We start from the raw sequence: 13,089 nt of genomic DNA on the forward strand, positions 1-13,089 counted from the left end.
ATTTTTAAATCTATGAAATTTATTATTTCAAGTGGTGAACTGCAGAAGGCGTTGCAAACTGTAAGTGGCGTAATATCAAGCTCTCAATCGAGACCGATTTTAGAAAACTATCTTTTTGAATTAGACGGAAACAACGTTACCATTACAGCATCTGATGGTGAGACGACTCTTGTAACTTCTCTTGAAGTAAAGTCTGATGACGCGGGAAAATTTGCTGTTCCGGCAAAGATTTTTCAGGATTTCATCAAGACTTACGGAGAGCAGCCGCTAACGTTGGTTGTAAAAGATAATGCAGAAGGAACGGGAAGTCAGCTTGAGATCTTAGATGAGAAAGATAATTTCGCGGTAGCATTAGATAATGCTGATGATTATCCTGAACTTCCGGAATTTGATGCTTCTCAGAGCGTTACAATGCCTGCCGGAGTTTTATCTGAAGCGCTTACAAATACCCTTTTTGCTACAAGTAATGATTCTCTTCGTCCTGTAATGACGGGAGTTCTTTTCCAGTTTGGAGAAAACGAAACGAACTTTGTTTCTACAGATTCTCACCGATTGGTTGTATACAAAAGACAGGATTTGATGAATGCCGAGCCAATGGAATTTATCATGCCTAAAAAACCTTTGAACATTTTCAAGAATATTTTAGCAAGCTCAAATGAAGACGTGAAAATCGACTTCAACGAGAACATGGCTAAATTTACTTTTGGCAAACATATCTGGATCTGTAGATTGATTGACGGAAAATATCCTAACTATACAGCGGTAATTCCAAAAGAAAACCCGAATGTGTTGACAATCAACAGAAATCTATTGTTGGGAGCTATTAAAAGAGCTTCTATCATGTCAAATAAATCTACTAATCAGGTAAGATTCAAACTTTCTGCAAATATTCTTCACCTTCACGCAGAAGATACAGAATATGCAAACAAGGCAGATATGCAGATTCCTTGCGACTATAACGGAGAAGATATCAACATCGGATTCAGTTCTAAGTTTTTAACGGAAATGTTAACGATTTTAGGTTCAGACGATATTACAATGAAAATGTCTCAACCAAACAGACCGGGAATTATCGAGCCACTTGACGGTCTTGAAGACAACGAAAATATTTTAATGCTATCAATGCCGGTAATCGGATTGTAATATTAAAATTGAATAATATAAAAAGAGATTGATTGGTATCAGTCTCTTTTTTGTTTTTTAGGAGCATAATCCCGCTCTACGCACTCGCTATTTACTTTATTTACGGCTCGGCGGCGAAGCCGCCGAGCCGTAAATAAAGTAAATGAGCGCTGCGATCGGGGCTAGGAATTCAGTCATTTCAAAAAAAGTTTTAGAATGATATACGATTTGTCATCCTCTTGAATCTAAACTTAGCATTATAGAAGGGAAAATTGTTCTTAGATTTTTCCAAAATAAGAAGCTCAAAAGAAATAAATTTAGAGAAAGCCAATGTAAATTCATCGATAAAAATACCGTTCTTCTAGAAAATTACACCGTTCGTCTAATAAAATTGATATTGGTTTCACGATTTGGCAATTTTGTTTGGTAAAACAGACAGAAATGAAACAATATATTCTCATAGCACTTTTCGTCGGAACATTCGCTTCCGCTCAAAAAATATGGACGCTTCAGGATTGTCTTGATTACGCTGTTGAAAACAACATTACCGTAAAAAAAACAGTGTTGGATAAGACAACGGCTCAACTCAATTATCAGCAGCAGAAAAACAACAAACTGCCTACCATTTATGGTTCATCTTCTTTTGGTTTAACAAATGGTTCAAGTATTGATCCGATTACCAGTAGTTTTGTGAATCAAAATATTCTTTCCAACAGTTTTGGGATCTCAGCCAATGCGGTGATTTATCAGGGAAATAAACTGAATCTTCAGATCGAACAGAATAAAATTTTGCTGGAGCAATCGTCATTGTATCAAAAACAGGCTGAAAACAATATTATTTTAAATGTTTTGAATGCCTATCTCCAGTCTTTATATTATTATGAAGGAATTGAAATTGCAAAAAATACCGCTAGTTCTTCCGCTCAGGAATTAAAACTGACACAGGTTAAGTTTAAAAACGGAGCTATTTCAAAGTTAGAACTCGCAGATGTTGAAACTCAGGATGCACAGAATCAATATACGGTTGTGAACAGTGAAAATCTTTATAATCAGCAGGTTTTAAAATTGAAACAACTTCTGGAATTGGAACCGACTGTTGATTTTCAAATTGAAAAAATAAATCTTACGGATTTGGAGGAAACAATTCCGGATAAGCAACAGGTTTTTGCCCAAGCTTCTGAAAATCTTCCGGATTTAAAGATCTATGATTATCAAAATGAAATTTTAAATAAAGCTTTAGCGATTACGAAAGCAGGTTATCTACCAACACTTTCGGCAACAGCAGGGCTAAATACTGGATTTACAAGCACTCAGGATTACAGCTATTTTAATCAGGTGAAAAACAATTTCAATAAATCGGTGGGTTTATCCTTAAACATTCCCATTTTTTCTAAAAAACAGAATGACACAAATGTAAAACTGGCAAAAATCGATATTGAACAGAATCAATTAGATAAAATAAGTGCAGGCAAAACATTGTATTCAAGCATTGAAACGGCTTGGCAAAATGCTATCGCCAATCAGGCTCAGCAAAAATCTTCAAAAGTAGCAAGGGATAATGCAAAACTTGCTTACGATTTGGCCAACAAGAAGTTTGAATTCGGAGGGTTAACGACAACAGAATTGTCGGTGAGCAGAAATACTTATTTAACGAATGAGCAAACGTATTTACAGTCAAAATATATGGCAGTTTTATACACGCAGCTTTTGAATTTTTATCAAGGAAAAACTTTAACAGTAAACTAAAATAACAGAATAAAATATTATCAAAATGAATCCGAAATATAAAAAATACTTTAAAAATTCTGCTATTACTTTAATTATAGTGATTGCTGTGGTTTTTGCTTATAGATATTTTACGCAAAAAGAAGATCCTAAAATTTCTGTTCAGACGGTGAAAATGACCAAGCAAAACATTACCACTTCGGTAACGGCTACAGGTACTGTGGAACCTGTAGATCAGGTGGAAGTGGGAACACAGGTTTCAGGGATTATCAATCATATTTATGTGGATTATAATTCTCAGGTTAAAAAAGGGCAGCTTTTGGCGGAATTAGACAAAACAAACCTTCAGGAGTCTGTAAATAATGCAATGGCTCAGTATAATGCGGCTTTGAATGAGCTTAATTACTATCAGCAAAATTATAACCGTCAAAACAGTATGTTTAAAGCAGGGGTTATTAGTAAGGCAGATTACGAACAGGCGGCTTATCAGGTTAAAAACTCTCAACAGACGGTAAGCCAAAAACAAACAGCATTAGCACAAGCAAAAACGAACCTAAGTTATGCCAATATTTATGCGCCGATTGACGGAATTATCCTAAGCCGTGAAGTGGAAGAGGGACAAACGGTAGCGGCAAGTATGACGACACCGACGTTGTTTACCATTGCTAAAGATATCACAAAAATGCAGGTTGAGGCCAATGTGGATGAGGCCGATATTGGCGGAGTGGAAGTAGGGCAGCGTGTGACGTTTACCGTAGATGCTTTTCCACAGGAAGAATTTAACGGAAAAGTTCGTCAGGTGAGATTAGCAGCCACTACGGAATCTAATGTGGTAACCTACACCGTAATTATTGATGCCGATAATTCTGAACAGAAATTAAAACCCGGATTGACGGCAACGATCACCATTTTCACACAGGAACTTAAAAATATCAATACAATTCCGGCGGGAGCCATTAGTTTTAGCCCGGATGCTGAAACTTTACAGAAATATTATCTTCAAAACAAACTGACGGCGAAAATTCCTGAAATTAAAACAGGGAAGAACAAAGAAAAGTATGTATGGATTAAAAATAAAGACAATACTTTATCTCAAAAATTAGTGACAGTTGGTATCAATGACGGCGTAAATGTTCAGATTCAAAATGGTTTGGAAGGAAATGAACAGGTTTTAACTTCATTGGATGAACAGCAAGAAGCAGTGACGAAGTCTCAATCGGAAAACAGTCCGTTTATGCCGAAAAGACCGAGTAACAATAATAAAAAATCAAGTTCAAATCAAGGTCCACCTCCAGGAAATTAATGATTGAAACTTTTCAACAAAAAACCTTAAACCTTAAACGACGAAGGAATGAAACCAATCATCAATATAGAAAATCTGAAGCGCGAATTCAAAATGGGAGATGAGATTGTGCATGCTCTGAAGGGGATTAATTTAACGATCAATGAAGGAGAATTTGTAACGATCATGGGAACCAGTGGTTCTGGGAAGTCTACTTTTCTGAATATTTTAGGATGTCTCGATCAGCCGACTTCCGGAACGTATGAACTGGATGGCGTTTCTGTGAAAGATTTAAATAAAAACCAGTTAGCCGATATCAGGAATCAGAAGATAGGATTTATTTTTCAGTCGTATAATTTGCTGGCGAGAACGAGCGCGCTGGAAAATGTAGAACTTCCGTTGCTTTATAATCCTAAAGTTTCGGCAGAAGAAAGAAGAGAGCGAGCGGTAAAAGCCTTGAAACAGGTGGGTTTAGAGAGCAGAATGTACCATATTCCGAGTCAGTTATCGGGAGGTCAGCAACAAAGGGTTGCTATCGCCAGAGCGTTGGTAAATCATCCGATTATTCTGCTTGCGGATGAAGCGACAGGAAATTTGGACACCCGAACCTCCTATGAAGTCATGAATCTTTTTCAGGAATTAAACGATCAGGGAATCACCATTGGATTTGTTACTCACGAAGATGATATTGCTAAATTCAGCCGAAGAACGGTCGTTTTAAAAGACGGAAATATTACGGAAGACCGACTGGTTACCGAAAGATTATATGCTGCAGAGGAGCTATTAAAGCTTCCTACTGCAGAATAAAGAAAATTCATATCATTTATTAGTTGTATATCAAACATTTGCAAGCTTCAGTAAAAAGGGAATGCTGCAGAAAATAAGGATGGATGATGAAGATGATGAGGCTTGTGAATGTTTTTATCTAAATCACAGAAAATAATGAACTTTTTAAATTTACTTAAAATAGCCTGGAAAGCTATTCTTCTCAATAAAACCCGCGCCATGCTTACCATGCTGGGAATTATTATCGGGGTAGCTTCCGTGATTGCGATGCTTGCCATAGGCGAAGGCTCCAAGGAAAGTATTAAGAAAAATATTTCGAGCATGGGTGCGAATTTAATTACAGTTCGCCCCGGCGCCGGAATGATGGGCGGTGTGCGTTCGGATCCTTCTGCAATGCAGACGTTAACATTGGCGGATTATAATGTTTTAAAAACAAAAGCGAAACTCATTAAAAATATTTCGCCTTTGGTGAACGGTAGCGGACAGAGTATTGCAGGCTCCAACAACTGGCCTACCTCAATTTACGGGGCTTCTCCTGAATATTTAAAGATTCGTGATTGGGCTGTGGAAGAGGGTTCTATGTTTACGGAAGATGATGTGGAAGCGTATGCAAAAGTGGCGGTGATCGGAAAAACGGTTCAGGAAAATCTGTTTCCAAATGAAAACCCGATCGGAAAAATGATTCGTTTTAAAAATATTCCTTTCAAAGTGATTGGGGTACTTCGCGAAAAAGGTGAAAATACATTCGGTCAGGATCAGGATGATATCATTATTGCGCCTTACACTGCGGTTCAGAAGAGAATTTTAGCCCAAAAATATCTGCAGTCTATTGTGGCATCATCGCTGAGTGAAGAAGATTCTGAAGCGGCTGTTAATGAAATTAAAACCATCATGGAAAATCAGCACAAGATAAAGCCTGATGAAGATAACGATTTTAACGTGTCTTCCCAGCAGGAAATTATCTCTACATTTAGTTCAACAAGTGAAATGTTGACGGTTCTTTTGGTCGCCATTGCCAGTATTTCCCTAATTGTTGGTGGAATCGGAATTATGAATATCATGTATGTTTCAGTGAAAGAAAGAACAAAAGAGATTGGTTTGAGAATGGCTATTGGAGCCAAAGGAAATGATATTCTGATGCAGTTTTTAATTGAATCTGTGTTGATTAGCATTACGGGCGGTGTTTTAGGCGTTGTTATCGGGTTAGTTGCCACTTTTTGTGTAAAACAATTTGCGGGTTGGCCCGTTAGTATTACAATGAGCTCTATTGTGATCTCATTTGCGGTGTGTACGGTTACGGGTGTCTTTTTTGGATGGTACCCTGCGAGAAAAGCAGCTCAGGCAGATCCTATCAATGCCTTGAGATACGAATAAAATTAGAATTTTAATGTTGAAAAGTAGAGGGAAATGGTAGAAAAAATTTTAAATTCACTTCTTCAAAGATTTCATAAATCGACGATTTTTAATGGTTTGAATAAGTTTAAATTTTAACCAATGAAAGGTTTTAGAGTAATTAAAATGATAATGAATTGTTATGATTAATATTAAAAGTAAAAAGCTGGAAATCAGCATTCATTTGTTGATATGGCTGGTTCTTTTCTTTCTTCCTGCAGCATTTTCGCTGGGCTCAGACGGAAATTGGCTGGAACTTTTCAAGCACTTTTGGTTGCAACTGTTCTTTTTGGCAGTTATTTTTTATATTAATTATTTTTTTCTTATCAATTGGCTGTATTCGGATAAAAAAATTCGTTTTCTCCTCATCAATATTCTTCTTATTATAGCTTTGATTATTCTGAAACAGCAGATTTTTGAGCTTATCGAAGATCCTAAACCCAAAGGTGGCGGTGGAAGAAGACCTCCTGAAATGTTCATTTATTTCATGGATTTTATGATTTATCTGATTCCCATTGCATTTTCCGTTGCCATCAATTCTGGACAGAGAATGAAGCAGGCCGAAGAAATGAAGCGTGAAGCGGATAATATAAAACTGAAATCTGAACTTCAGCATCTTAAATATCAGTTGCAGCCGCATTTTTTCTTTAATGCATTGAATAATATTTATTCATTGATTGATTTTGCGCCTGATAAAGCAAAACAAAGCATCCACAGTTTGAGTAAACTGATGCGCCATCTGTTATATAAAACGGATGTTGAAAAGATCACACTTTCCGAAGAAATTGATTTTTTGAACAAATATATTGAGCTGATGACGCTTCGTCTGAATGATAATACGAAAGTCTATACGAGTTTCCCTTCAAAAATTCCTAACTTGGAAATTGCGCCTTTGCTTTTTATTTCTGTGGTGGAAAATGCTTTTAAACATGGAGTTTCGGCAACACAGCATTCAGATATCAGCTTTAAAATGGAAATTAATGAAGAGGAAGAAATTCTTTTTATGGCTTCAAATTCTAATTTTCCTAAAACTGATACCGATAAAAGCGGTTCAGGAATCGGCGTTGAAAATCTGAAGAAAAGACTAAATTTATTGTATCCCGAAAAATATGAGTTCCATTCTCATCTCAACAACGGAATGTATATTGCGGAAATGAAACTGAAAATCAAATAAAAGATGAAAAAAATAACCTGTCTGATTGCTGATGATGAACCGATGGCTTTACAATTAATTGAAAGCTATGTTTTGAAAACTCCATTTCTAGAACTGAAAGCCAAATGTAACAATGCGGTGGAAGCGATGAGGTTTTGCGATGAACAAAGTGAAATAGACCTTTTTTTTCTTGATATTCAGATGCCTGATCTTACCGGATTAGAATTTTCAAAAATGATCCCAGCGCGAAGTAAAGTGATCTTCACGACGGCTTTTGAACAGTATGCCATCGATGGCTACAAAGTAAATGCGTTAGATTATCTTCTGAAACCATTTGATTATAATGAATTTCTGAATGCTGCTCAGAAAGCAAGAGTTTATTTTGAATCTTTGCAGTCGAATTCATTTCCAAAAATAGAAAAGAAACAGGATTTTATCTTTGTGAAATCAGAATACAGACAAGTGAAAATCGATTTTTCGGAAGTGCTTTATATTGAAGGATTAAAAGATTATGTAAAAATTTACCTTAAAGATAATCCTAAACCGGTTTTAACACTGATGAGCCTTAAAAAGTTGGAAGAAGAACTGCCTTCTGAAGATTTTATGAGGGTTCATCGGTCGTTTATTATTGGTTTGAATAAAATTGAAGCCATTGAGAGAAATCATATCGTCATCGGAAATCAGCAGATCGTAATCGCTCCAAATTATAAGAAATCCCTGATGGATTATATCGAAGGGAAAAGCCTCTAAACTATTTTTGCCTGTTCTATAACAAATAAATTTGAAATTGTTATCCCATTTAAATTTCTTTATTTCTCGAAAAAACACGATATTTGTACCGCGAAAAATTCGAGCAAAATTTCAAAATAAGTAAAGGTTTTTTTGACCTTAATAAAATGATCTGCTGAAACGACTAAGTTTCAACAGACCAATTAAAAAATAGATTGAGCAAATGAAAATATCAAACAACTGGCTGAAAGACTTTATCAAATCGGAATTGAAAACTGAAAGAATCGGTGAGTTCCTTACGGATATTGGTCTTGAGGTTGAAGGGATAGAAAAATTTGAAAGCGTAAAAGGAAGCTTGGAAGGAATTGTTGTAGGTAAGGTTTTAACTTGCGAAAAACATCCGAATGCAGACAAATTAAAGAAAACAACAGTAGATGTAGGAAACGGAAAAATTTTGAATATCGTTTGCGGGGCTCCGAATGTGGAAGCAGGTCAAACGGTTCCTGTAGCTGTTGTCGGAACAAAAATCTATGATAAAACCGGAAACTTTTTTGAAATTAAAGAAGCAAAGATCAGAAGTGAGGTTTCTCAGGGAATGATCTGCGCAGAAGATGAGCTTGGTCTTAGCGATGATCACGGTGGAATCATGGTCTTGGATGAGGAAAAATATGAAGTCGGAAAAAATTTCGCTGATTATTTTGAATTAACGAATGATGAGGTTTTTGAAATCGGTTTAACACCGAACCGAACTGATGCTATGTCTCACTACGGTGTTGCAAGAGATTTGTATGCCTTTCTTTCTACCAATCAGCAAAAATCTACTTTTGAAAAAGTGTCTTCTGTTGCCTTGAACAACGAAGGTTCTCACGATTTCACATTAGAAGTTGAAGATTCAGAATTGTGCCCTAGATATATTGGTGCAGTGATTGAAAATGTGAAAGTTGCAGATTCTCCGTCTTGGTTAAAAGACAGATTAAAAGCAATCGGATTAAGCCCAATTAATAATGTTGTAGATATTACCAATTATATTCTTCATGGCTACGGACAGCCGCTTCATGCTTTTGATGCAGATAAAATTGCAGATAAAAAAGTGAAAGTAGGAACCGTAAAAGAAGGGACAAAATTCACGACTTTGGATGGTGTTGAAAGAACATTGAACGGTTCTGAGATCATGATCAAAGACGGAAAAGATACGCCGATGTGTATTGCCGGAGTTTTCGGTGGCGCTACTTCGGGAGTTTCTAATGAGACTAAAACTATTTTCCTGGAAAGTGCTTATTTCAACCCGGTTGCGGTGAGAAAAGGAGCTAAATTCCATGGTTTAAATACAGATGCGTCTTTCAGATTTGAAAGAGGTGTTGACCCTAATATTACAAGAACGGCAATCACACATGCTATCAAATTGATTCAGGAATTAGCTGAAGGACAATTGGTTGGTGATTTGTTAGAAGAATATCCAAAGAAACTGGAAGATAATTATGTGATCATCAGATTCTCAAAAATTGAACAGATTTTAGGAACAAAAATTCACAGAGAGAAAGTAAAAGAAATTTTGAAAGCGTTGGAAATTCAGGTTTTAAACGAAATTCAGAATGGTCTAGAAATCTCTGTTCCTGCTTACAGAGCAGATGTAACGAGAGAAATCGACGTTATTGAAGAAATCTTAAGAATTTACGGATATAATAAAATTGATGCTCCGCAGAAGATTTCATTCACGCCTGTAAAATTGAGTGCAAACGATCAGGACGAACTGGAAAATAACTGGGCAAGAACTTTGCAAAGTTTAGGCTTCAATGAAGTGATGAACAACTCATTAACTTCTGTAAAAGATGAAACTGATGCTGTAAAATTATTGAATCCTTTGAGCGGTGATCTGGCATTCATGAGAAAGTCTTTACTAGAAGGTCTTTTGCAAAATGCGATCTACAATATCAACAGAAAAAATCAGGATATTAAGTTTTTCGAACTCGGAAAAATTTACCATAAAAGAGAGAAATACGAGGAAAGAAAACAATTGGCAATCCTTGTTTCCGGAAGGGAAGTTGCTGAAAACTGGTTGCAGCCAAAATCTGCTACAAGTTTCTATAACTTAAAAGCTTATGTGAAAGTTTTATTGGAAAGATTAGCAATTGATTATAAAGAAGTTGCTTTGTCTGACGAAAGATTTTCTGATGCATTGGCGTATGAAGTTGATGGTAAATCTTTGGTAAGAATCGGAAAAGTGGCTCCTCAGTTAATGAAAGATTTTGACATCGATCAGGAATGTTTCTATGCTGAAATCGAGTTAGAATATGCTCAGGAATTGCGTTCTAAAAACGAATTGAAGTTTAAGGATATTCCTAAATTCAACAAAATCAGAAGAGATTTAGCATTCTTGATTGATAAGAATGTAAACTATCAGGATCTTTATCAGACGGCTAAAAAGAACAAGTCTCCTTATATTAAAAATATCAACTTGTTTGATGTTTATGAAGGAAAAAATCTTCCTGAAGGTAAGAAATCTTATGCCATGAGTTTTGAACTTCTAAATGAAGAAAAAACATTGGAAGAAAAAGAAATTGCTTCTGTAATGGATTCTTTAATCAAATCTTTTGAAAAAGAATTTGGTGCAGAATTAAGAGGATAATTTTTATTAAAATATATCATAGAAACGGGCTTTTAAAGTCCGTTTTTTGTTTTTATATTATAACTTGTTGATAGTATTAGAAATGTCCTGCTGAGCCCGTCGAAGTATCTAAAATTTACACTCTTTTTTCTGATCTTCTAAAGAAATTTTTCAATGAAAAATAATCTTAAAAGAATAATAAAATTCACCGAAAACCGTTTAAATAATTTAATTTACGTAAATTTGGTTTAAATCAATAAAGGAAAAATGAAAAATCTTTTTTTAAGTATAGGTGCGGCTGTGGTTTTGGCATCATGTGGGACAATGACGAGTGCTTCGGCTTCTAAAGTTGGTAAAGCACAACCTTCATTATCCAGTACAAAATGGACTTTGGCTGATAATGTGAAAGGTAAAGTTCCGTCACTTAATATTGAAGGAGAAAAAATCAGCGGAAATGCAGGATGTAATAATTATTTCGGAACTGCAAAAGTAGACCCTTCAAGCGGTAATTTTTCTGCAGGTGCATTAGGATCAACAAAAATGGCTTGCGACAACATGAGCGTGGAGCAAAACTTCATGGATATGGTTGGGAAAGCTAACAAATATGTAGTTTCAGGAAATACTTTGGAATTGTATAAAGATAATCTTTTACTATTGAAATTCAATAAAGCAGAATAAAAAACAAAAGGAACTCAATTTGAGTTCCTTTTTTATGTTTTGATTGTTAATTATTCTTCGTCCTCCTCTTCGTCGTACTTAGCTAATTCTTCATCACACCATTTGAAAGCAGCTTCTACCACTTTAGTAGCCTCATCTGCCATCGTTTCTTCATCATCACCTTCCAAATCATCTAACCACTCAACTTCTTCTTCCTCTACGTTTAAGATAAATCTTGGGTATTCTGTATGAACCACGAATAAATCTTCTGGAAATTCCGAATTATCTGCTAATAAAAACTTTGGTAATTTCATTTTTTTAATGTTTTAACTTTAAATCAAAGATAATAAAATTATTGATATTTATTCTTGTCGATTTTAATTTTTTGTAAAACTTTGTAACGTGTTAAGGTAGTTCTCTTAAGACTGTCTTCCGGTTTGAAAGTTACTCTGATTTGTGGGTTTACAGTACTCAGTAATTCCGCAACCTGAATTTTTTCAAGGTCTTCTTCCGTTTCAAGATAAAATTGTAAAGGAACTTTATCTAATTTTTCGGCCTGTAAAAATTCCTTTGCTGCTTTTCTGTTTTCAAGATAATTTCCCTTGGAAAGCCATGTGAAGATCATCCCAGTCATTAAACTTAAAAATCCGATCACATACACTTTTGTATTAAAGATTTGGAACATTTTTTTGAAATAAACCAACCATATCGGAAAGCTGAAAGGCGCCATCAATCGATAGTCTATCGCATTTACCGAATAAAAATATTGTACAAAATAAGAGCACGCAATAGCAGAAACTCCAATTACGATGAAGAAAGATTCTGTATCTGAAAGTTTTTTCTTTATAAACAAGAATATGATTAAAAGTATATTTAATAATCCGATTCCGTAAATTCCGTAATTAACGATTCCTCCTCCCGGATTTGCAATATGAACAAAAGGATTAAAAGTAGTACATAAGCCCTGAAATAGTTGAACTAAAAGCTCAGGAGTAGTATGCAATCCCATATTCAGGTTTTGACCAATATAATCTTCGTTAAAATAGTCAATAAAGAGAAATTTATACAGAACAATCAAAATAAAACCGATAATTCCTGAAATGATAAAGCTTGAGGCAAATTTTCTTTTCCAGTAAAGTAATCCGAAAAGTCCGGATCCTCCCACAATGAAAAGTCCGGTATATCGAATGTTATAAATGGCAATCAAACTTAATGAAAGATACATAATACCTTCTAATTTTCCGATTTTATCTTTAATAACAAGCATTGCAGAGTAGAGTAGAAGCAGTACAAAAGGCAATGTTAATGCTTCGCTCATCGTGAAAGAGTAAATAGATAAAAAGCTGAATAATGAGCTTACAACAATCGCTTCTTTGAAATAAAAATTTTTCTTCCAAGCAAAGAAAATGATGAAAAGAAATGCTAAAATTCCAATGATTTTACTTCCCCAAAATTCATCAAGACCAAAAAAAGTGAAAAATTTGATCGCTACAGGATAACCCGCCGGAGTAATGGTATTATCAATTTCCGGAAGTCCGTGAGCAAATCTCATATATCTTATAGAATCCGGGCTTACTCTTCCTTTTTCGTTCAGTAAAAAACGTAAAATGGTCATCACTAAAGTAATGATGACCATTG

Annotated in this window: 11 protein-coding genes; 9 read left to right on the forward strand and 2 right to left on the reverse strand. The window is 35.3% G+C overall.

Features of this window, described 5'->3' with window-relative positions:
* The first annotated feature begins 12 nt into the window (after positions 1-12).
* The 9 genes from dnaN (at position 13) to OXQ85_RS04260 (ending at position 11,472) form a co-directional block, all read left to right on the forward strand.
* A complete protein-coding gene (gene dnaN / locus OXQ85_RS04220; protein ID WP_267402561.1) occupies positions 13-1,143 on the forward strand; it encodes a DNA polymerase III subunit beta in 1,131 nt (376 codons plus the stop codon).
* A 420-nt stretch (positions 1,144-1,563) separates the two neighbouring features.
* Positions 1,564-2,868 carry a TolC family protein gene (locus OXQ85_RS04225; protein WP_267402562.1) on the forward strand — a complete coding sequence of 435 codons (1,305 nt, stop codon included), beginning with the start codon at positions 1,564-1,566 and terminating at the stop codon, positions 2,866-2,868.
* Between the two features lie 25 nt (positions 2,869-2,893).
* Positions 2,894-4,150 (forward strand): efflux RND transporter periplasmic adaptor subunit, encoded by a 1,257-nt coding sequence (locus tag OXQ85_RS04230; RefSeq protein WP_267402563.1) that lies wholly within the window; start codon positions 2,894-2,896, stop codon positions 4,148-4,150.
* Positions 4,151-4,198: 48 nt separating this feature from the next.
* Positions 4,199-4,936 (forward strand): ABC transporter ATP-binding protein, encoded by a 738-nt coding sequence (locus OXQ85_RS04235; protein ID WP_267402564.1) that lies wholly within the window; start codon positions 4,199-4,201, stop codon positions 4,934-4,936.
* Between the two features lie 135 nt (positions 4,937-5,071).
* Positions 5,072-6,289 (forward strand): ABC transporter permease, encoded by a 1,218-nt coding sequence (locus tag OXQ85_RS04240; RefSeq protein ID WP_267402565.1) that lies wholly within the window; start codon positions 5,072-5,074, stop codon positions 6,287-6,289.
* 160 nt (positions 6,290-6,449) lie between these two features.
* Positions 6,450-7,481 (forward strand): histidine kinase, encoded by a 1,032-nt coding sequence (locus tag OXQ85_RS04245; protein WP_267402566.1) that lies wholly within the window; start codon positions 6,450-6,452, stop codon positions 7,479-7,481.
* Positions 7,482-7,484: 3 nt separating this feature from the next.
* Entirely contained in the window at positions 7,485-8,210 is a 726-nt protein-coding gene (locus tag OXQ85_RS04250; RefSeq protein ID WP_267402567.1) for a LytTR family DNA-binding domain-containing protein, read from the forward strand.
* Between the two features lie 202 nt (positions 8,211-8,412).
* Positions 8,413-10,815, forward strand: a complete 2,403-nt coding sequence (pheT, locus tag OXQ85_RS04255) for a phenylalanine--tRNA ligase subunit beta (RefSeq protein WP_267402568.1) — start codon at positions 8,413-8,415, stop codon at positions 10,813-10,815.
* Positions 10,816-11,061: 246 nt separating this feature from the next.
* Positions 11,062-11,472, forward strand: coding sequence for an META domain-containing protein (locus tag OXQ85_RS04260; protein WP_267402569.1), 411 nt, complete (start codon positions 11,062-11,064; stop codon positions 11,470-11,472).
* A gap of 50 nt (positions 11,473-11,522) precedes the next feature.
* Here the strand turns inward: OXQ85_RS04260 and OXQ85_RS04265 are convergent, their stop codons facing one another.
* Entirely contained in the window at positions 11,523-11,765 is a 243-nt protein-coding gene (locus tag OXQ85_RS04265) for a hypothetical protein (RefSeq protein ID WP_267402570.1), read from the reverse strand.
* 38 nt (positions 11,766-11,803) lie between these two features.
* The gene (locus OXQ85_RS04270) at positions 11,804-13,087 is read right to left on the reverse strand and encodes a hypothetical protein (protein WP_267402571.1); all 1,284 of its coding nucleotides are present in this window, start codon (positions 13,085-13,087) and stop codon (positions 11,804-11,806) included.
* Positions 13,088-13,089: the final 2 nt, after the last annotated feature.

It is taken from the genome of Chryseobacterium sp. GM_Chr_2 (assembly GCF_026540445.1).
GTDB lineage: Bacteria > Bacteroidota > Bacteroidia > Flavobacteriales > Weeksellaceae > Chryseobacterium.